The organism is Streptomyces sp. NPDC050263, assembly GCF_040655955.1.
In the GTDB taxonomy this organism is placed as follows: domain Bacteria; phylum Actinomycetota; class Actinomycetes; order Streptomycetales; family Streptomycetaceae; genus Streptomyces.
On record NZ_JBFAKW010000012.1, the window covers coordinates 102,007 to 122,031 of the forward strand.

The 20,025-nt window shown below is 70.4% G+C and carries 16 protein-coding genes; 2 read left to right on the forward strand and 14 right to left on the reverse strand.

All coding sequences use genetic code 11. The features are described from left to right. Positions 1-28 precede the first annotated feature (28 nt). Complete coding sequence (locus tag AB0J04_RS08290) at positions 29-892, reverse strand: ABC transporter permease (RefSeq protein ID WP_363167554.1); 864 nt, start codon at positions 890-892, stop codon at positions 29-31. Beyond that, a complete protein-coding gene (locus tag AB0J04_RS08295) occupies positions 882-1,697 on the reverse strand; it encodes an ABC transporter ATP-binding protein (RefSeq protein WP_363167555.1) in 816 nt (271 codons plus the stop codon). The genes AB0J04_RS08290 and AB0J04_RS08295 overlap by 11 nt, the downstream gene beginning before the upstream one ends. 161 nt (positions 1,698-1,858) lie before the next feature. Between AB0J04_RS08295 and AB0J04_RS08300 the strand changes: the two genes are divergently transcribed. Next, a complete protein-coding gene (locus AB0J04_RS08300) occupies positions 1,859-2,551 on the forward strand; it encodes a response regulator (RefSeq protein WP_363167556.1) in 693 nt (230 codons plus the stop codon). A 49-nt stretch (positions 2,552-2,600) separates the two neighbouring features. On the opposite strand, the gene AB0J04_RS08305 is transcribed toward AB0J04_RS08300, so the two are convergent. From AB0J04_RS08305 to AB0J04_RS08330, 6 genes are all read right to left on the reverse strand, one after another. After that, positions 2,601-4,193, reverse strand: a complete 1,593-nt coding sequence (locus AB0J04_RS08305) for a cation acetate symporter (protein WP_363167557.1) — start codon at positions 4,191-4,193, stop codon at positions 2,601-2,603. After that, on the reverse strand, positions 4,190-4,768 hold the full coding sequence (locus tag AB0J04_RS08310; protein WP_363167558.1) for a DUF485 domain-containing protein: 579 nt from the start codon (positions 4,766-4,768) through the stop codon (positions 4,190-4,192). The genes AB0J04_RS08305 and AB0J04_RS08310 overlap by 4 nt, the downstream gene beginning before the upstream one ends. Positions 4,769-4,849: 81 nt before the next feature. Further along, positions 4,850-5,533 (reverse strand): response regulator transcription factor, encoded by a 684-nt coding sequence (locus AB0J04_RS08315; RefSeq protein ID WP_363167559.1) that lies wholly within the window; start codon positions 5,531-5,533, stop codon positions 4,850-4,852. Then, positions 5,530-6,681, reverse strand: coding sequence for a histidine kinase (locus tag AB0J04_RS08320; protein ID WP_363167560.1), 1,152 nt, complete (start codon positions 6,679-6,681; stop codon positions 5,530-5,532). The genes AB0J04_RS08315 and AB0J04_RS08320 overlap by 4 nt, the downstream gene beginning before the upstream one ends. Beyond that, positions 6,678-7,202: a DUF1453 domain-containing protein gene (locus AB0J04_RS08325; RefSeq protein ID WP_363167561.1), complete on the reverse strand. Its 525-nt coding sequence runs from the start codon at positions 7,200-7,202 to the stop codon at positions 6,678-6,680. The genes AB0J04_RS08320 and AB0J04_RS08325 overlap by 4 nt, the downstream gene beginning before the upstream one ends. Positions 7,203-7,585: 383 nt before the next feature. Next, positions 7,586-9,706 (reverse strand): DNA topoisomerase IV subunit B, encoded by a 2,121-nt coding sequence (locus tag AB0J04_RS08330; RefSeq protein WP_363167562.1) that lies wholly within the window; start codon positions 9,704-9,706, stop codon positions 7,586-7,588. A gap of 443 nt (positions 9,707-10,149) precedes the next feature. Between AB0J04_RS08330 and AB0J04_RS08335 the strand changes: the two genes are divergently transcribed. Next, a complete protein-coding gene (locus AB0J04_RS08335; RefSeq protein WP_328479314.1) occupies positions 10,150-10,380 on the forward strand; it encodes a hypothetical protein in 231 nt (76 codons plus the stop codon). 136 nt (positions 10,381-10,516) lie between these two features. Here the strand turns inward: AB0J04_RS08335 and AB0J04_RS08340 are convergent, their stop codons facing one another. From AB0J04_RS08340 to AB0J04_RS08365, 6 genes are all read right to left on the reverse strand, one after another. Beyond that, the gene (locus AB0J04_RS08340; protein ID WP_363167563.1) at positions 10,517-11,383 is read right to left on the reverse strand and encodes a serine protease; all 867 of its coding nucleotides are present in this window, start codon (positions 11,381-11,383) and stop codon (positions 10,517-10,519) included. Between the two features lie 133 nt (positions 11,384-11,516). Beyond that, positions 11,517-13,058, reverse strand: a complete 1,542-nt coding sequence (locus AB0J04_RS08345) for an RNA polymerase sigma factor (RefSeq protein ID WP_363167564.1) — start codon at positions 13,056-13,058, stop codon at positions 11,517-11,519. 426 nt (positions 13,059-13,484) lie between these two features. Then, the gene (locus AB0J04_RS08350; RefSeq protein WP_363167565.1) at positions 13,485-14,372 is read right to left on the reverse strand and encodes a FadR/GntR family transcriptional regulator; all 888 of its coding nucleotides are present in this window, start codon (positions 14,370-14,372) and stop codon (positions 13,485-13,487) included. 163 nt (positions 14,373-14,535) lie between these two features. Continuing rightward, positions 14,536-16,716, reverse strand: a complete 2,181-nt coding sequence (locus AB0J04_RS08355) for an ATP-binding cassette domain-containing protein (RefSeq protein WP_363167566.1) — start codon at positions 16,714-16,716, stop codon at positions 14,536-14,538. A gap of 141 nt (positions 16,717-16,857) precedes the next feature. After that, positions 16,858-17,622 (reverse strand): NUDIX hydrolase, encoded by a 765-nt coding sequence (locus AB0J04_RS08360; RefSeq protein ID WP_363167567.1) that lies wholly within the window; start codon positions 17,620-17,622, stop codon positions 16,858-16,860. Positions 17,623-17,762: 140 nt separating this feature from the next. After that, positions 17,763-19,682 (reverse strand): glycogen debranching N-terminal domain-containing protein, encoded by a 1,920-nt coding sequence (locus tag AB0J04_RS08365; RefSeq protein ID WP_363167568.1) that lies wholly within the window; start codon positions 19,680-19,682, stop codon positions 17,763-17,765. Positions 19,683-20,025 lie beyond the last annotated feature (343 nt).

The window sequence follows — 20,025 nt, forward strand, 5'->3', positions numbered from 1 at the left end:
GGAGAGGGAGCTTCCTCGGGAGACCGGATCAGCTGTCGGAGGCCGACGGCTTCCAGCGGAAGATGCGGCGCTCGGCGAAGGTCAGCAGCCCCTCGGCGGCCAGCGCCACGACGGCGAGGATGACCATCGCGGCGTACACGCCGGCCGCGTTGAAGGTGCCCTGCGACTGCGCGACGAGCAGGCCGATGCCCTTGGTCGCGCCGATGTACTCGCCGACGATGGCGCCGATCAGGGCGAACCCGAAGCTGACGTGAAGGCTGGTGAAGATCCAGGAGGTGGCGGACGGGATGACCACCTGGAGCGTCACCCGGCGGTCGCTCGCACCGAGAATGCGGGCGTTGGCGACGAGGTTGCGGTCGACCTCGCGGGCGCCCTGGAAGGCGTTGAAGAAGACCGGGAAGAACACCAGGACGACGGCCGAGGCGACCTTGGAGGCGGGGCCGAGACCGAACCAGATCACGAAGATCGGGGCCAGCACGATCCTGGGTATCGAGTTGAGCACCTTGATGTATGGACCGAGGACGTCGGCGAGGAAGGTGATCCGCCCGAGCGCGATGCCGCACACGACACCGGTGACCACGCCGATGATCCAGCCGAGCAGCGCCTCGTAGAGCGTGTACCAGATCTGTTCGCCCAGGGAACCGAGCGCGGTCCCGTGCGTCACCCAGGTGTAGATCTGGTCCCAGATCTTCGTGGGCATCGAGAAGTTGAACGGATCGATGACCTTCGCCCGGGCGAGCGCCTCCCACAGGGCGAGCACGGCCACCAGCAGCAGAACACGGGACGCCGCGACGACGACCTTGCGCTTACGTGCGGCACGCGCGCGTGAGTGCGCGCGGTCCGGTGTCTTGACCGTGTCGACCAGCGGCGGCTCGAGAACGTCAGGCGACATCGGCGGCACCTCTTTCGCGGGTGATGCGGACCTCTTCACCGAGGGACTCCCAGATCTCGCGGTAGATCTCGATGAACCGCGGCTCCAGACGCACCGACTCGACCTTGCGCGGCCGCGGCAGGTCGATGTCGAAGACATGCTTGACGGTGGCGGGGCCGGCGGTCATCACGACGACCTTGTCGGCCAGCGCGATGGACTCCTCCAGGTCGTGGGTGACGAAGACGACGGAAGCGCCCGTGCCCTCCCACAGCTCGAGGAGTTCGTCCGACATCAGAGCCCTGGTCTGCACGTCGAGCGCCGAGAACGGCTCGTCCATGAGCAGGATCTCGGGGTCGTTGACGAAGGTCGCGGCGAGCGCGACGCGTTTGCGTTGACCGCCGGAGAGCTGATGCGGGTAGCGGTCCTCGAAAGCGGTGAGTCCGACCCGGGCCAGCCACTCGCGGGCCCTCCGCTTCGCCTCCGCCTTGGGCACACCGCGGAAACGGGGGCCGGCCATGACGTTGGACAGGACCGACCGCCAGGGGAACGTCGCGTCCTGCTGGAAGACGAATCCGACCTTGTCGCCGACGCCACGCACGGGCTGCCCGGCGACCAGCACCTCGCCCTGGGTGGGCTCTTCCAAGCCGCTGACCAGGGTCAACGTGGTCGACTTACCGCAGCCGGTCGGCCCGACGACGGCCACGAACTCGCCGTGCCCGACAGTGAGGTCGAGTTCCCGCACAGCAGTGTGCGGAGCTCCCGACGGGGTCTTGAAGACCTTGCTCGCACCCCGCAGCTCGATGGCGGGGCTGGTGTGTGCGCTCATGGCCGGGGACCGTAGAGGTGACCGGCGAGACAGCATCAGTCTTGTGGGCACATGCGCTTCTTTTGCTTGCAAGAGCCTGTTGTGCTCGTTCTGCGCGCGCTACAACAGCGAAGCCGAAACATGGGTGAAACGCCCGCCTGGCCGCCACGGAGAGAGGCCCCATGATTGACGTCCTGGTGGTGGACGACGACTTCCGTGTCGCCGAGATCAACGCCAAGTACGTGGGAAAGGTTCCCGGTTACCGGGTCGCCGCCCGCGCCCACAGCGCCGCCCAGGCGCTCGCCGCCGTGCAGCGCGGCGACATCGACCTGGTCCTGTTGGACCACTACCTGCCCGACGGGACCGGACTCGACCTCGTGCACCGCATGCGGGAGCAGGGCCACGGCACCGACGTCATCATGATCACAGCGGCCGGCGACGTCACCACGGTGCGGACCGCGATGCGTCTGGGCGCCCTGCACTACCTGGTCAAACCGTTCACCTTCGCCGCGCTGCGCACGCGCCTGGACTCGTACGCCGCCCTGCGCCGGACGGTGGACCGGGTCGGGGGCCACGGCATCGCCGGCCAGGAGCAGGTCGACCGCATCTTCGGCGCCCTGCGCACCGCGTCGGCACCCTCCTCACCCGGCCTGCCGAGCGGCCACTCGGAGCCGACGACCGACCTGATCTGCGCGGTCCTGCATCGCGCGAACCACCCTCTGTCGGCCCACGAGGTCGCCGCCGAGACCGGCCTGAGCCGCTCCACCGCCCAGCGTTACCTCCGCCATCTGGAACAGGCCGGCCGTCTGCGCCTCTCCCTCAAGTACGGCGACACGGGCCGCCCGGAACACCGCTATGCCTGGGTGGCGCCGTAGCCGCGAGTCGGCACCGGGCGCACGGTACGCCGGCGCAGGAGCCGCACTTCTACGCGGCACCCGCCCCCGTCAGTGACCGCACCTCGGTCTCCGCGTACTTGGCCTCGTCCGCGACCTCGGCCGAGGTGACGGTGCCGAGCCAGCCCGCCAGGAAGCCCAGCGGAATGGAGACCAGGCCCGGGTTCTGCAGCGGGAAGTACTGGAAGTCCACGGCCGGGAAGAGCGACTCGGGGCTGCCCGACACCACCGGCGACAGCACGACGAGCGCCAGGGCCGGGAGCAACCCGCCGTACACCGCCCACACCGCGCCCCGGGTGGTGAAGCCCCGCCAGAACAGCGAGTACAGCAGGACCGGCAGGTTCGCGGACGCGGCGACGGCGAAGGCGAGCCCGACGAGGAAGGCGACGTTGAGATCGCGGGCCAGCAGGCCCAGCGCGATCGCGACCACGCCGATGCCCACGGCGGCGACCCGGGCCACCGCGACCTCGCTGCGGGGCTTGGCGTGGCGGCGACGCAGGGAGGCGTACAGATCGTGCGCCACGGACGCCGAGGAGGCGAGCGTGATCCCGGCGACGACGGCGAGGATGGTGGCGAAGGCGACGGCCGCCACGACCGCGAACAGGACCGTTCCCCCCGTGGAGTCGGCGCCGCCCCCCAGGTCGAGTGCCAGGAGTGGAACCGCCGTGTTCCCGGCCGCGTTCGAGCCACGCACGGCCTCCGGGCCGACGATCGCCGCCGCGCCGAAGCCCAGGACGATGGTCATCAGGTAGAAGCCGCCGATGAGCCCGATCGACCAGACGACCGAGCGCCGGGCCGCCTGCGCGGTCGGCACGGTGTAGAAGCGGGACAGGATGTGCGGCAGCCCGGCGGTACCCAGCACCAGAGCGAGTCCCAGGCTCATGAAGTCGAACCGCGCGGTCCAGTCCCCGCCGTACTTCAACCCGGGCGCCAGGAACGCGGCCCCGTGCCCGCTGCGCTCGGCCGCCGTGCGCAGCAACTGGTCGAAGTCACCGTGGAAGCGCACCAGGACGAGCACGGTGAGCGTGATGGTGCCGCCCAACAGCAGAACCGCCTTGACGATCTGGATCCACGTGGTGGCCCGCATCCCTCCCATCGACACATAGATGACCATGAGCGCGCCGACGCCGATGACGGCCCAGGACTGCGCCGCCTCTCCCGTGTTACCGAGGAGCAGCGCGACCAGGCTGCCCGCACCCACCATCTGCGCCACCAGATAGAGAACGGACACGGTGACCGAGGAAGTTCCCGCCGCGATCCGTACCGGCCGTTCGCTCATCCGCGCGGCGACCACGTCGGCGAGCGTGAACCGCCCGCAGTTGCGCACCAGTTCGGCGACGAGGAACAGCACCACCAGCCAGGCCACGAGGAAACCCACCGAGTACAGCAGCCCGTCGTACCCGAACAGCGCGATGAGCCCGGAGATGCCGAGGAAGGAAGCGGCCGACATGTAGTCGCCCGCGATGGCAAAACCATTCTCCATCGGGGAGAACAGCCGCCCGCCGACATAGAACTCCTCCTCCGAACCGTGCCGGTTGCGGCTCACCCAGGTCGTGATGCCCAACGTGACCGCGACGAAGACGCTGAACAGCAGCAACGCCGGCGTCTGATGGTTGCCGGTCATGACGCACCGCCCGTCGCCTCACGCGTCAACTCCTGGGTGTCCCAGCGCAGATCGAGCGCGGCGCGATCCCGGCGCAGCCGTGCGTGCCGGGCGTAGGCCCAGGTGAGCAGGAACGTGCTGAGGAACTGTCCGAGGCCGGCTAGCAACGCCACGTTCACCGCGCCCGCCACCGGCCGCGCCATGAATCCGGGCGCGGTCGTCGCGGTCACGACGTAGGCCACGTACCAGACGAAGAACCCGGCGACGGCGGGCACCACGAACCGCCGGTACCGGCTGCGCACTTCCTGGAACGCTGCGCTGCGCTGCACTTCGAGGTAGACCTGCGCCGCCGCCACGGCTCCGGTCTCCCGCTCCCGATGCGTCGCCGCAACCTCGGTCACGGGCGCACCGACGGCGGCCGACTCGCCCCAGCCCGAGGCGAGCGCGTCGTACCACGGGTCCTCGTAGCGCACGTCTCCTGACGTGTCGAGGAACGTCCGCCCCTGGCCTCTGTGTTGTTCGCGGGCGTGCGGCGTGGGGCCGCCGGTCTCGGGACCGTCCCCGCCGACGCGGGCACGACCGTTGCTTGACTGCATGCCCAAGGATGGACAGAACGGGAAGATCCCTGACTCTTCTTCCCCACACGCTTCACCCCTTCAGGTGACCGACAGGCCGATTCATCCCCTGGGTGGCCGTACCAGCCCCTTCCCGTACGCGTAACGCACCGCCTGGGCGCGGCCCTTGAGCCCCGTCTTGGTGAAGATGTTGTTGATGTGCGTCTTCACCGTCGCCGTGGAAACGCTCAGCCGACGCGCGATCTCCGGATTGCTGAGCCCGTCGGCGATCAGCACCAGCACCTCCGCCTCCCGTGGCGTCAGCCCGTCGGGTGGGACAGGGGGCTGCGCCGGCTCGGGCTCGGGCGCCGACAGACGCTCCAGCAGCCTCCGCTGGACGCTCGGCGACAGCCCCGCGTCCCCCGACAGCACGCTGTGCACGGCCCGCACGATCTCGTCCCCGCCCGCGTCCTTGGTGAGGTACCCACGCGCGCCCGCTTTCAGCGCCGGGAACAGGGACTCGTCGTCCGCGTAGGTCGTGAGCACCACGACCTGCGTTCCCGGGTGTTCCGCGCGGATGCGCCGCGTCGCCTCCACTCCGTCGCAGCGGGGCATGCGCAGGTCCATCAGCACCACATCGGGAGCGAGTTCGCCGACCAGCCGTACCGCCTCGTCCCCGTCCCCTGCGGCGCCCACGACCTCGACTCCCGGCAGGAGCCCGAGCAGCGTCACGATGCCTTCCCGGACGACCGTCTGATCGTCCGCGACCACGACCCGGGCCGGCTTCCTCTCCGGCTCCTCCGTCACAGTGGCACCTTCAGCGTCACCACGAAGCCTTCCTCCTCCGGTCCGGCAGCGAGCGATCCGCCCAGCAGTTCGGCGCGCTCCCGCATGCCCAGCAGACCGTACCCGCCTCCCGCCTCGGCGAGTTCACCCGGCGAACCCCCCGAGTCCCGCACATCGAGGGTGACTTCACGCGGGCTGTATTCCAGCCGCACGCGGACCTTCGCCCCCGGTGCGTGCTTGCGGGCGTTCGTCAGGGCTTCCTGGGCGACCCTGCGCACTGCCTGCGAGGCCTCTACCGGCAGCGGTCTGCGTTCACCCTTCACGGTGACCTCCGCGCCGTCGGAAGTGCGGACGAGGTCGGTCAGGAAGTCCTCCAGCGGCGTCAGCTCACCGCGCAGCGCGGAGAGCGACTGTCTGGTCTCCTCAAGACCGTCCCGGGCCATTCCGCGTGCCGCCACCACGCGTTCGAGGATCTGTTCTCGGTCCGCACCCCGCTCGATCAGCAGCCGGGCCGCTTCCAGGTGCACGAGTTGCGCCGAGAGGCTGTGGGCCAGGACGTCGTGGATCTCCCGGGCGATTCGGGCCCGCTCCGCGAGTGCGGCCGACTCGGCCTCGGCCACGCGCGCCGCCCGTTCCTGTGCGAGCAGTCGCTGTGCGTGGCCTCTGGCCTCGGCGTCCAGGCGCAGGGCGTATCCGGCCAGCGCCATGCCTCCGATGATGGCGGCCGAAGTCGGCCCCGGGTCGTCGTCGACCGTGGCGAAGGCGGCGAACCCGAGCGAGGCGGTCAGCACTGCGGCGCCCAGCGGCAGTCGCTCCAGTGCGGCGATGGCGCACCCGCACCACAGGACTATGGCCGCGGAGCGAAATCCGGCGCTCTCGGCTCCGGCCGCCAGTCCCAGCAGCATGAGGACGAGCGCCAGCGACCGCCACAGCCGATGCTCGAGCGTGGTTCGGAACAAGGCCCAGGCCAGCCCGCCTGCCGCGAGCACACCGCCGGCCCCGACGACCGCGACCCACCCGTGGACGCGGCTGTCGCGGAAGGCGCCCCACAGCAGCGCGCCCAGCACCAGGAGCCTTACCCCCCAGGCCAGCAGCCGCCTGGGCCGTGATAGCTCTTTGGGGCCCAGCGCCTCCCGCGAGGGCCAGCGGGTCCAGAGGTTCTCCGTCACACGTGCTCCTTCCACGTGGACCGGGGCACGTGGTCACCGTACGCCGCGGCGTGGACGGGAGCCTGGTTCAGTGACTGCGCACGCCAGATCAGCACCCCGGAGCGGACCAGCAGGGTGGCCGCGAGCGCCAGCAGCAGGGCCGAGCTGTCCTGGTGGATGCCCAGCAGCGTACCGACCGCGAAGAGGCCCAGCCGCACACCGATGCCGGCGGCCCAGACGGCCGCGCTCGCCTTGGTGCTCTTGCTCCACACCGAGCCGTCCCGCTCCACCCAGATACGCGTGGTCCAGGCCCAGGCGGCTCCCATGGCCAGGCCCACGATCAGTTCGGCACCGAGGACCAGGGCCGCCGTGGTGTGGTGACGGGCGTCGAGCAGGTGGGGCTCTCGCATCGCTATGACGGCCAGGATCCCGGGCAGGAGCCACCATCGCCGGTTCGTGTCGATACGGCTTGCGCGGAACTGCCGCGCGATCACGATGCCGGCCACGGCCACGATCACCAGTGCGTTGACGAGCCCGGACATCACAGCCTCCGTGTGCGGGAAGGGGATACCGACAGCGAGCGCTGCCGACGCCTTCGACGCTACGGAAACGCGCCGGTCCGCAGATCGGCGCTGGGGTGGATCACGGGTGGATTTCCGCAGGCCGGTGTTCTCCACCCACGGGTGGAGAACACCGCCGAAACGCCACCGCCGACAGGCCAACGGAGGACGCCGGACCCGACGGCGTAAACCGCAAGCCCAGCCCGCGGCACCACCGCCCCGACCGCCGGATCGCCGGATCGCCGGATCGCCGGATCGCCGGATCGCCGGATCGCCGGATACCGAACGACCCGACGCCCTCGTCGAACCCGGCGGATCCGACACGGGCTTCGGCCCAGACGCCCCGCCCAGGCCGAGCGCAGCGGCTACGCGTCGATGCGGGACCGGTCCAGTGTCGCCGCCGAACTGGAGATGAACTCCTTGCGCGGCGCCACGTCGTTGCCCATCAGCAGATCGAAGACCTGTTCGGCGGAGTCCAGGTCGGAGAGGTTGATGCGACGCAGGGTGCGATGGCGCGGGTCCATCGTCGTCTCCGCCAGCTGGTCGGCGTCCATCTCGCCGAGACCCTTGTAGCGCTGGATCGAATCCTTGTACCGGACGCCCTTGCTCTGGAACTCCATGAGCTTGTCGCGCAGCTCACGGTCCGAGTACGTGTACACGTACTTGTCCTGGCCCTTCTTGGGCTGGACGAGCTCGATGCGGTGCAGCGGCGGCACCGCGGCGAACACCCGGCCGGCCTCGACCATGGGTCGCATGTAGCGGTGGAACAGCGTCAGCAGCAGCGTGCGGATGTGGGAGCCGTCCACATCGGCGTCGGTCATCATGATGATCTTGCCGTAGCGGGCCGCGTCGATGTCGAACGTCCGGCCCGAGCCGGCTCCTATGACCTGGATGATCGCGCCGCACTCGGCGTTCTTCAGCATGTCGGTCACGGACGACTTCTGAACGTTGAGGATCTTGCCCCGGATCGGCAGCAGTGCCTGGAACTCGGAGTTCCGGGCGAGCTTCGCCGTGCCGAGCGCGGAGTCTCCCTCGACGATGAACAGCTCGCTGCGCTCGACGTCGTCGCTGCGGCAGTCGGCCAGCTTCGCGGGCAGCGAGGAGGATTCCAGTGCCGTCTTGCGGCGCTGCGCGTCCTTGTGCTGCCGGGCCGCGATACGCGTGCGTGCGGCGGCGACGGCCTTCTCCATGACGACCCGCGCCTGAGCTGCGTCGTCGCGCTTGGTGGAGGTCAGGAACGCCTTGAGCTCCTTGGAGATCACGGTGTTCACGATGCGGCGGGCCGCCGAGGTGCCGAGGATCTCCTTGGTCTGGCCCTCGAACTGGGGCTCGGCCAGCCGGACGGTGACGACGGCGGTCAGGCCCTCCAGGGCGTCGTCCTTGACGATGTCGTCCTCGGCCACGCGCAGCAGCTTCTTGGTGCGCAGCACCTCGTTCATCGTCTTGGCGATCGCCTGCTCGAAGCCGGCGACGTGCGTGCCGCCCTTGGGCGTGGCGATGATGTTGACGAACGACCGGAGGGTCGTGTCGTAGCCGGTGCCCCAGCGCATCGCCACGTCGACGCCGAGCTCACGGGTGACCTCGGTCGGGGTCATCTGCCCGTGGTCGTCCAGGACCGGGACCGTCTCCTTGAACGTGCCCTGCCCGGTGAAGCGGAGGACGTCGCAGACGGGCTTGTCGCCGGCCAGGTACTCGCAGAACTCGCTGATGCCGCCGTCGAAGCGGAAGGACTCCTCGCCCTTGCTGCCGCCGTCACCGAGACCGTACTCGTCACGGACGACGATGGTGAGGCCGGGCACCAGGAACGCGGTCTGGCGGGCGCGCTGGTGGAGGTTCTCCAGGGAGAGCTTGGCGTCCTTGAGGAAGATCTGACGGTCGGCCCAGTACCGCACGCGCGTGCCGGTGCGGTTCTTGGCGATTCTCTTGATCTTCCGCAGACCGCCCGTCTCGAACTTGGCGTCGGGACCGTCCGCGGCGAAGGCGCCCGGGACTCCTCGCCGGAAGCTGATCGCGTGCGTGTTGCCGCTTCGGTCCACTTCGACGTCGAGTCGGGCGGACAGGGCGTTGACCACGGAGGCGCCGACGCCGTGCAGACCGCCGGAGGCGGCGTAGGACCCGCCGCCGAACTTGCCGCCGGCGTGCAGCTTGGTCATGACGACCTCGACGCCGGACAGGCCGGTCTTGGGCTCGACGTCGACGGGGATGCCACGGCCGTTGTCACGGACCTCGACCGAGGCGTCGTCGTGGAGGATCACCTCGATGTGGTCGCAATAGCCGCCCAGGGCCTCGTCGACAGAGTTGTCGATGATCTCCCACAGGCAGTGCATCAGACCACGGCTGTCGGTCGAGCCGATGTACATACCCGGGCGCTTCCGCACGGCCTCGAGGCCCTCGAGGACGAGCAGGTGCCGCGCGGTGTAGTTGGAACCGTCCCGGTCTGCTCCTGCCAGCAGCGCTGTGGACGGCACGGACGTTTCGGCGGTCACGCGGTTCGCTCCTCGCTGAATTTCAGTTGGGGCCCTTCTGGGTAAGGGCGCGGCTTGGGTTGCCGCCAAGAGGGTACCGAGGCCTGGTAGAGCCGTTGTAACGCCACCCTCGTCTGAACTCACCCTAGTCCAGCGTCGCATGCATGTTCGATCCCTCGATGGAGTGAAGTACATATCACGTTCCCTTCGAGGCATGAACCATTTAGGCTCCGGGCACGTCCTCATGAACAAACCGGCAATCCAGCCGGGAGGATCGAACCATGACCGATAGCGCGAAACCGTAAGCCACAGACCACGCAATACGGCACATTCGCCGCCAAACCGGCAGCAGACGGCCACCTCGGGAAAGATTTTTTCGAGGAGAAGCCACGAGCGGGAACGTTTTGGGGCTGGTTGGATGTTGACCCTGGTACGACAGCTCGTCGAGCTAGAGAAGAGGCGACGTGACTACTGTTCTGACCCCCGCGAGCCCGCTGACGGCCGCTGACCGCTGCGACCGCTGCGGCGCCCAGGCGTACGTGCGCGTCGTGCTGCTCAGCGGCGGAGAACTGCTCTTCTGCGCCCACCACGGCCGCAAGTTCGAGCCGGAACTCAAGAAGATCGCCGCTGAGATACAGGACGAGACGGAGCGGCTGACGACCGTGCCGGCGTCCTCGTCCGAGGAAGAGCGCTGATCCGACGCGTCTACGACGAGCCAGAACCGGCACAGGCCGGTACACGGGCGGCCGTCCCTGCTCCCAGGGACGGCCGCCCGCTCTTGCGGGCTCAAGGCCCGAGCGAAGGCGTCAGCCTCGCCGAGGGAAGCCCCGCTCAGGCCCCGCCAGGGGCCTGGCGGGACCCTCGGGTGACGACGTCCCACTTCAGCGTCCGCACGGCGTCGGACACCCGTGTGTAGACGCCCGGGCTCCCCGGCCGCCCACAGCCGCTGCCCCACGACACCAACCCGATGAGCCGGCCCTGTGCGACCAGCGGCCCACCGCTGTCGCCCTGGCAGGCGTCGCGGCCGCCCCGCACCTCTCCGGCGCACACCATGCTCCGCGCGAGGTACGTGCCGTCGGCCGAAGCGGGATACGCCTGCTCACAGAGCGCGTCGGCCAGCACGTGGACGCGGGCCGCCCTCAGGCTGTGGGCGTACGCGCCGAAGCCTGTGATGTCTCCCCAGCCGTAGACGACGGCGTCCGCACCCGGCTCGTAGGCCGCATCGCCCTCGGCGGCCATGCCGATGACCGCCCCCGCCGGGAGCGACCCGGCAAGGGTGAGCACGGCGAAGTCTCCGGCGTTGCTGGAACTGTCGTAGCCCGGGTTCACCCAGACAGTACGCACGGAGACTTCCTGACCCGCGTCCGAGTACAGATCCGTACGGCCCGCGACGACCTTCAGGTCGGCCACCTGACCCGGCGGCGCTCCCAGGACGTCCTCGCCCAGGCAGTGGGCCGCCGTGAGCACGGTGGAAGGGCCGACCGCCACACCGCCGCAGAACTGCCCCGATCGCATACCTCCGAACCGGTCACGGCTGGACAGCGCGACCGCCCACGGGCTCTGAGAGACGTCGACCGGGAAACCGCCCACGACAACGCCGTCGGAGGCCGCCGGGGCGGCGGAGGCCAATGGTATGGCCACCGCCGCGGCCACCAGGATCAACGGCCGGGACAGGGCCCGGACAAGGGGACGACGCATGCGCGCTCCTCACTCTGGAGAGGTCGATGAACACCCAGAGTGATTCAGCGCCCGATGCCCCGCACCCGCGCGCACGTCGAAGGCCCGGCCTCCCCTCGGGGCAGTCGGGCCTTCGGCGTCGTACGGCTACGGCCTAGTCGAGGTAGTCGCGCAGCACCTGCGAACGGGACGGGTGGCGCAGCTTCGACATGGTCTTGGACTCGATCTGGCGGATGCGCTCGCGCGTCACGCCGTACACCTTGCCGATCTCGTCGAGGGTCTTCGGCTGACCGTCGGTGAGACCGAACCGCATGGAGACGACGCCCGCCTCGCGCTCGGACAGGGTGTCGAGGACAGAGTGCAGCTGCTCCTGGAGGAGTGTGAAGCTGACCGCGTCGGCCGGGACGACGGCTTCGGAGTCCTCGATGAGGTCACCGAACTCGCTGTCGCCGTCCTCACCCAGGGGGGTGTGCAGCGAGATGGGCTCGCGACCGTACTTCTGGACCTCGATGACCTTCTCCGGGGTCATGTCGAGTTCCTTGGCCAGCTCCTCCGGGGTGGGCTCACGGCCCAGGTCCTGGAGCATCTGGCGCTGCACGCGCGCGAGCTTGTTGATGACCTCGACCATGTGCACCGGGATACGGATGGTGCGGGCCTGGTCGGCCATCGCGCGGGTGATCGCCTGACGGATCCACCAGGTGGCGTACGTGGAGAACTTGTAGCCCTTGGTGTAGTCGAACTTCTCGACCGCGCGGATCAGACCGAGGTTGCCCTCCTGGATGAGGTCCAGGAAGAGCATGCCGCGGCCGGTGTAGCGCTTGGCCAGGGAGACCACCAGACGGAGGTTGGCCTCCAGGAGGTGGTTCTTGGCGCGTCGGCCGTCCTCGGCAATGATCTCCAGCTCGCGCTTGAGCTTCGGCGCGAGCTTGTCGGCGTTGGCCAGCTTGTCCTCGGCGAACAGACCGGCCTCGATGCGCTTGGCGAGCTCGACCTCCTGCTCGGCGTTGAGCAGCGGGACCTTGCCGATCTGCTTGAGGTAGTCCTTGACCGGGTCAGCGGTGGCGCCGGCGGCCGCGACCTGCTGCGCGGGCGCGTCGTCCTCGTCCTCGTCGGACAGTACGAAGCCGGCGCTCTCGGTGCCCTCGGGCTCGTCGCCCTTGGGAGCGTCCTCGAGGACCTCTTCCTCGGCCAGCTCGGCGTCGTCCTTCTTGGCGGTGGTCTTCTTCGCCGCCGTCTTCTTGGTGGCGACGGTCTTCTTCGCGACCGCCTTCTTGGCGGTCGTCGTTTTCTTGGCGGCCGCCTTCTTCGCGGGGGCGGCTTCGTCTGCGGGGTCGTCCACAGCGGGTACGGCGGGGGCGGCCGTGGTGGTGGCGGTGGCCTTCCTCGTGGTCACCGTCTTCGCCGCGACCGTCTTGGTGGCGGTGCGCTTGGCCGGACTCTTCGCTGCGACGCTCTTTCGGGTGCGCTTGGGCTCCGCGGCACTGACCATCAGCGTCACACCCTCTTCCTCGAGGATCTGGTTGAGGCTGCGCAGTACGTTCTTCCACTGAGTGGCCGGAATCTGGTCAGCTTCGAAGGCCCGACGCACATCGTCGCCGGCGATCTGCCCCTCAGCCTTTCCCCGCTCAATGAGCGCCATGACAGAGACGGACTCGGCGATCTCCGGCGGGAGCGTACGGGATGTGCTGGCCGACACGAACAACCTCTCGGAACGTTGGAAAACGGCTTCCGGCCCCGTCCAGGCGGACGGGAGCCAACCACCGGCCTCGGGGTGGGCCGACGGCGCGGGCGGGGGCCGGGAGGATGCACAGCGCCTTGAACGGCGTCCGTATTCCCTCTGCGGCTGTTACCTCTTAGGTCATCGCGTTGTTTCCACAAGCGTTACGCCCAATCTTCGTGGCCCGAGTCACACCCCGTAAGCGCCCAAAAACGGTCAGACACGAGCATAGGAGGTCACCCGTGACACCTACCCGGACCTCCGCAACCGAATCCCGCCACGTCGACCGTCGGACCCCGCAGACCCGGGACGGGTTCTGCGGGGTCCGACGGGAGTGCGGGCGAAACGGCCGAGGATGGCGCGGGAGGGGAAGACATCCCCGAACCGTCCCCCCGCGGGGTGTGGTCAGTGTTCGCGCGGCGCCGGTACGACGCGTTCCACCTCGGGATGCACGATGAGCAGCTGCCGCATGGCCGTCTCGGCCGCCGTGCCGTCGCCCGCGGCGAGGGCGTCGACGATCCTGCCGTGATGCCCCAGCGCCGCGTCGGTCGGCCGCTCGCAGCCTGTGACCGGACCTCCGGAGACCTGCAGGGCTGACGACACGATCCCCGAAAGGTGCTCCAGCATTCGGTTGCCGGCGAGCTGGATCAGCAGCGAGTGGAACTCGGCATCGGCGCGCGAGTAGGTGAGCGCGTCACCCTGACCCATGGCATGCGCCATGATCTCGACCATGTCGGAGAGGCGCTGCTGGACGTCGGCCCGCCCGTGCCCGGCGGCGAGACGGGCGGCGAGGGGCTCGATCGTCCAGCGCAGCTCACTCAGCTCGCGCCGCTGATCGTCACGCTGGGGACCGAAGGCCCGCCACTCGATGATGTCCGGGTCGAGCAGGTTCCAGTCGCTCACGGGACGCACACGCGTACCGACGTTCGGCCGAGCGCTGACCAGGCCCTTGGCCTCGAGGACACGCAGCGACTCGCGGACGACGGTGCGGGACACCTCGAACCGCTGGCCGATCTCCTCGGGAACCAGTGGACGGTCGGCACCCAGATCGCCCGAGACGATCATCTGGCCCAGCTGCTGGACGAGTTGGCCGTGCAGTCCGCGTCCGCGACTGCCTGCGGCACGGCGGCCCACACGGCCCAGCTCGGGGTCCGCGGCCTCCCAGACGGGGGCTCCCACGCGGTCGGCCACCGGGGCCTCGGCGTAGGGGTAGCGATCGAGTTCGCCCGGGCCGGCCAGACCGGAGTCGGTGGAGCGGGCGGCGGTCATCATGGTGTGCGCAAGGGTACTCACGGATCCTTTGTCGGCGCTGCCTCCAACTCCCTTGAGGTCTTTGGTGAAAAGCACACGAAAGGGTGATCGCTCACCCCGTCGCAATTGACGCCTTATCGGAAAGAAATGGGCTTTCTCCGGGGAGTTGCGTACATGCCCAGACCGGATGGGTCCCGGACGGTCGTCATCGAACCCTGCTTCGCAGGGTCGTGAGCAGATACGCGCACGCCAAAGCCGTCAGGGACAACGCCATGGCCCCGCCGACGGGATGGGCGACGACACGGGCCGCGCCGACCAGATAGCGCTCTCCCCCGAAGGGCCACTGCACCAGGAGCGTCTCGCGGAGCCGCATCGAGAATCCGGCCGCGCTCCGCACGGACGCGCTCTCCCATGCCTTCTGCACAGCCGGTACGACTACGACGGGCACGGCGACCACCGCCGCCAGCCCGGCCGTGGTGGACCGGAACACTCCGGCGGCCAGCACACCGGCCCAGGCGCAGCCGACCACAAGACCCAGCCAACTCGCACTCATGGAAAGCCAGTCCGCGGGAACTTGCACGAGCTCCCGTCCGTAGACGAGATAGAGCATTTCGGCGTCGCAGCCCACCGTGAGGAAGGCCAGCATCAGGGCGGTGAGCGCGGCGACGAGGAGCTTCGCGACGAGCAGCCCGAGCCGCCGGGGCACGGTGCCGCGGTCCGCCGCCAGGGCAGGGTGGCGGAACTCGTCCCCGAAGGCCAGCGCACCGAGCAGTCCCGCGCCGAGCGCCGCGGGCGGCAGCGGCAGCTCCACGGGCCACGCCGCCAGCAGTCGCGGCTGCGAGGTGTGACCCATGCGGGCAAGGAGTACGGCGGTGAGGGCGGAGACGAGCAGCACGACGGCACCGGTGAGGAACCCGGCACTGATCCCGGTGGCACGGCGGAGTTCGTAGCGGAGGGGGCGCAGCGGGCTGGGGGCGGAGCGGACGGCGATGGGGGGTGGCAGGGCCGGCAGGGTGTCGAAGTTGCGGGTGGCGGAGCGGCGAGGGGCGTGCCGGGCGGGGGGTACGGCGGCTGGTTCGGTGGCCGAGTGGCGTTCCTCCATGGTGAGGGCCGTGGTCACGCGCGGGGTGTCCGACGCCACCGCGCGGTCGGGAGTTGGCGCGGCAGCCGCCGCGGACCGGGAGTCTCCATCGGCAGCTCGGGGGCCGCCGGAAGGGCGCGCATCGGTCGCCCGGTGCGTCGCGGAGGAAGGCGATGGGGCGTCAGCGGGGTTGCGCGGCGCGGCAGCGGCGTCGGCCTCCCGACGACCGTTTCCCGCAGGTGCGCTTTCGGCGACCTTCGCGCGTTCGGCGCTCACCGCGGGGGTGCCGACCGCGACCGTCGCCCCACCGCCCGAGAGGTCCGGTCGGGCCTCGCCCGAGAGGTCCGGGCCCGCTTCGCACGAGGCGTCCGGTGCGGCTTCGGCGCGTGTCCGACGCCGATCCCCTGATCCCGCTCCGGCTCCAACACCCGGCCCCATGTCTCCGGTCTCGTCGGCGAGTTGGTGAACGAGGATGCTGTGCCGGAACGCCGTCTCGCCGACGTGGGCACAGCTACTGCCGTACACGGAGAGCCGGTTGCCGTCCTCCTGCACGACTTCGACGGAGCGTTGTGCGGCTCGCGCCTCCTTGGCGAGCAGGGCGGCCAGCCGGACGGCGTATGGGCTGCGGACGGCCACCCGGGGCCGCAACCGGGTGCGGGCGAAGTCGGCGGCCCGCTGGTCGGCGACGAGTCTGCCCTGCTCCAGGGTGAGGACGTGGTCGGCTGTGCGAGCGGCCTCCTTGGGATCGGCCGTGGTCGTCAGGACCGTGCCGCCCTGGTCGGCGTGGGCGCGCAGCATGCCGTGGAGCCAACGGTTCTCGCGCCCGGAGAGCCCGTCGGCCGGATCGTCGAGGACGAGGGTGTGCGGGTCCGCGAGGAGAGCACAGGCCAGGCCGAGCCGCCGGTCCATGCCGCAGGAGAGGGTGCTCAGGCGTTCGTCGCCCAGACTGACCAGGCCGACCACTTCGAGCACTTCGTCGGCCCGCCGGACCGGCACGCCGGCGGCCGCGCACAGCATGCGCAGGTGGCCGCGGACCGTGCGGGCCGGGTGCCCCGGCACGTCGCCGAAAACGACGCCGACCTCGCGCGAAGGGTGCGCGATGCGGTGCAGGGGGCGACCTCTGAAGTGGGCGAGGCCGCGGCCCTGTTGAAGTTCGAGCATCAGTCTCAGCGCCGTGGTCTTGCCCGCGCCCGGCGCTCCGAGCAGGACGGTGACGCGGCCCGCGCGCGCCTCGAAGGAGACATCGTCGACGGCGGGCGGAAGCGCCTTGCGGGAGTTGCTGGTCAGTCCGAAGGCCTGGATCACTTACAGGAAGATAGCGCTCCATATCCTGCTTTTACGGACATCGCACGGCCAGCCGTGCGAGCGTGGCCTATCTGGCCGATCCGCTTGAGACCACTTCCCGTATGCCAGTGGTGGCAGAGGTGACAGCGGGTCGGCCGGGTGTCAGACCTCGGGCCGCAGCATCGGCGGGTTGAGCAAGGTCGCGCCGCCCGCCCGGAACAGCTGGGCCGGGCGACCGCCCTGCCGAGTGGTGGTGCCACCGGTGGGCACCAGGAAGCCGGGCGTGCCCGTCACCTTGCGGTGGAAGTTGCGCGGGTCGAGCGCCACACCCCATACGGCCTCGTAGACGCGGCGCAGTTCGCCGACCGTGAACTCGGTGGGGCAGAACGCGGTCGCGAGGGACGAGTACTCGATCTTGCTACGGGCTCGCTCCACCCCGTCCGCGAGGATCTGGGCGTGGTCGAAGGCGAGCGGTGCGACCGGTTCGCCGTCTCGGCCGTAACCGCCGTGCTGCAGCAGTTCCTCGACCGGCGCCCAGCGCGCGTTGCTGGCGTCGCCGCCCGCCCGCGGAGCCGGCAGGTCCGGTGCGAGCGCCAGGTGCGCGACGCTGACGACACGCATCCGGGGATCGCGCTTGGGGTCGCCGTATGTGGCGAGCTGCTCCAGGTGGGCGCCGTTGTCCGGAGCCGGAGACGGAGCCGCGGGATCGTGGGCGCGCAGTCCGGTCTCCTCTGCCAGCTCGCGCGCCGCCGCCTGCGTGAGGTCCTCGTCGGCCCGCACGAAGCCGCCCGGAAGCGCCCACCGCCCCTGAAAGGGTGCCTCACCCCTGCGCACAGCCAGCGCGCACAGGGCATGGCGGCGCACGGTCAGCACGACCAGGTCCACGGTGACGGCGAAGGGCGGAAAGGCTGACGGGTCGTAGGGCATGCGGCGATCATAGTCGTCTTCCTGACGATAAACACTCCCTTCGTCGTCCGCTTCGGTCGCTGATCCACTCCGGTTCCGCACGTCTGTCGTCGTCGGCCCCGACGTCCCTCCGGCGCTGCGTCAGACGAGGTCACACGAGGTCACACTCCCAGTTGGAGCCCGTCGGCCGCTTCCTCCACCATCGCGAGTCCGAGCCGACTGACCCGTACGGAGAAGGGAGCGCCCGCGACCCGCAGCCCGGTCAGGCCGATCTCACCCAGGGGTGCGCTGTGGACAGGGCGCAGGGTGACGGTCCCGGCCGGGGCGTCGGGCCGGATGCCGACGAGAGCGGTCAGCAGCAGGACGCCGGCCGCCGCCGAGGTGGCCGCGGGACGGCAGGCGGCCGGATGGGGAAGGGGCGCGCTCCCGTCACCGCGCTGCTCCCCCGCGTACATCTCCGGAAGGCGATGGCCGAAGGCTTCGGCTGCCGCCAGTACGCCTCGCAGCAGCACCGCGCTCTCCTTCTCGTAGCCCGCGACGGCCAGTCCCCCGACGGCGATCGCCGTTTCGTGGACCCGCACAGCACCGCTGCGGTGGCCGAAGGGGTTGTAGCCGACCTCTTTCGCGCCCAGCCCGCGAAGTCCCCAGCCCGAGTCCATGACGGGGCTGCCGAGCAGCCGGGCGAGGTGCTCGGTCTGCACCTTGTCCAGCAGCCCGGCGGCATGAGCGCCACCGCCCAGCAAGCCGGTGTCGAGGAGATGGGCGGTCGTCGCGCAGAGGTGGGACAGCGGTCGCCCGTCCGGGGCCAGAGCGGCCGCGGGTCGGCCGCCGCCCAGGTCGTCGATCCAGAAGTCCCGCCGGAAGACGGCACGCGCCGCCCGGGCCCACTGCCGCAGCCACTCGCCGCCCGGTCTGGCGTAGGCGTCGAGCAGGTCGGCGCCGAGCAGTGCCGCACGGTGGGCGTGGGCCTGGGTCTCGCAGCGGACGGGCCCGTTTGGCTGGGGGTCGCTCAGGTAGGGCCCGTCGCCGACCGCGGTACGCAGCCAGGTGAGGCAGCGCTCGGCGGCCGGCAGCAGTTCCTCCGTCTCCTGGTCGGGCAGACCCCATCGGCGGGCCTCCGCAAGGAGTACGGGGAAGAGCAGCGTGGCCTCGGTACCCGTACAGCTCGGCGGCAGGTACGCGCCCGCGTCCCGCCGGGGGCCGGGGATCATGCCGCACCGGGGCCCGCGGCCAATGACCTGGGTGCGGGCGAGGATGCGCAACGTGCCTGAGGCGAGACGGGTGCCGAGCGGCAACGTCATGCGGGCCGCGGCGAGCGCCTCGGCCGGGGCCAGACCGCAGCGCCACGGTGCCCCCGCCGCCAGGTGGGTGTCGGCGGGGTGTGCGGGGTCGCGCACCAGCAGTGCCTGCAGATCCTCGACGCTGGTCGCGAAAAGCGCCCGGACGCGCGCATCGTCGCCCGCAGCGTGCGCCGGGGCCAGCGGACTGGTAGCCGCGCGGCCCACGGCTCTGACCGGGCCCGCACCTTCCAGACGCACTCTCAACTCCAAGCGGACAGAGCCGCCGGGAGGCACGTCGAAGTCCCAGCGCAACAGCCCCGCGGAGGCGATCGCGTCGGCGGGCGGCGGGTCTGCTGTGACGCACGAGGTCCCGACGGCGCTGGACCAACGCAGACCGGAGTCGTGGACGCTGGCCGGCAGTTCGGGGCCCACGGTGCCGGCCGCGATCGCCCCCAGGTCGGCGAGGTCGGTGCCGAGTGCCACCTCGACCGGGAGGCGCAGCGCCCGGGCGGCGGCGCTGTGCAGCGTGATCCGTTCCGTGCCGTCGGCGGTGCGGGTCCGCTCGACGACGACGTCCGGGTCCGGGCCGCCGTGCGGGGTGACACGGAGGGTCCCGACGAATCGGACCCGGTCGGCCGACGTCATCCGGGCCTGGACGACCAGCGGTTCGCGTCCCGCCACCCGCACCTGGCAACGGGACAGGACGCGCCGACCCGCCCGGTAGAACCCCTCCAGCCCGCGTCCGGTCAGCTGCCCCTGCTCGGTCGAGATGGCGAGACCCGGCAGGGCGACGCAGATCATCGCCGTGTGGGCAGGGGGCAGACCGACGGCGCGCGGCTGGGCCGGTGCCCCTGGCGGCGGCGCTGCGCCTCTGGACGACGAAGGCGGAGCGGACGGAGTGGGTGGAGAGGGCGGATTGGGACGACGTGACGCGCCTGCGGACGGGAACGGGGACGTACCGCAAATGCCCTGGTCGGCGCTTGCGCCGGAGGTCGGCACCGGGTTGTCGAGGCTCGAACGTTCGTCGGCGGCGGAGGGCGGAGTCGGCTGATGCATGCGGTGACTTCTTCTGCTCTCTGTGCGCCTCGGGCATGGTCGAGGCCTGGTGGAAGGCTCCGGCAGGGCGGGTGCGCTGCGGCGGCAC

Bases quoted from the DNA above. Each gene is read 5' to 3' on its own strand.
- AB0J04_RS08290 (WP_363167554.1), bottom strand. From the start codon at position 892: ATGTCGCCTGACGTTCTCGAGCCGCCGCTGGTCGACACGGTCAAGACA.
- AB0J04_RS08295 (WP_363167555.1), bottom strand. From the start codon at position 1,697: ATGAGCGCACACACCAGCCCCGCCATCGAGCTGCGGGGTGCGAGCAAG.
- AB0J04_RS08300 (WP_363167556.1), top strand. From the start codon at position 1,859: ATGATTGACGTCCTGGTGGTGGACGACGACTTCCGTGTCGCCGAGATC.
- AB0J04_RS08305 (WP_363167557.1), bottom strand. From the start codon at position 4,193: ATGACCGGCAACCATCAGACGCCGGCGTTGCTGCTGTTCAGCGTCTTC.
- AB0J04_RS08310 (WP_363167558.1), bottom strand. From the start codon at position 4,768: ATGCAGTCAAGCAACGGTCGTGCCCGCGTCGGCGGGGACGGTCCCGAG.
- AB0J04_RS08325 (WP_363167561.1), bottom strand. From the start codon at position 7,202: ATGTCCGGGCTCGTCAACGCACTGGTGATCGTGGCCGTGGCCGGCATC.
- AB0J04_RS08340 (WP_363167563.1), bottom strand. From the start codon at position 11,383: ATGCGTCGTCCCCTTGTCCGGGCCCTGTCCCGGCCGTTGATCCTGGTG.
- AB0J04_RS08360 (WP_363167567.1), bottom strand. From the start codon at position 17,622: ATGCCCTACGACCCGTCAGCCTTTCCGCCCTTCGCCGTCACCGTGGAC.
- AB0J04_RS08365 (WP_363167568.1), bottom strand. From the start codon at position 19,682: ATGATCTGCGTCGCCCTGCCGGGTCTCGCCATCTCGACCGAGCAGGGG.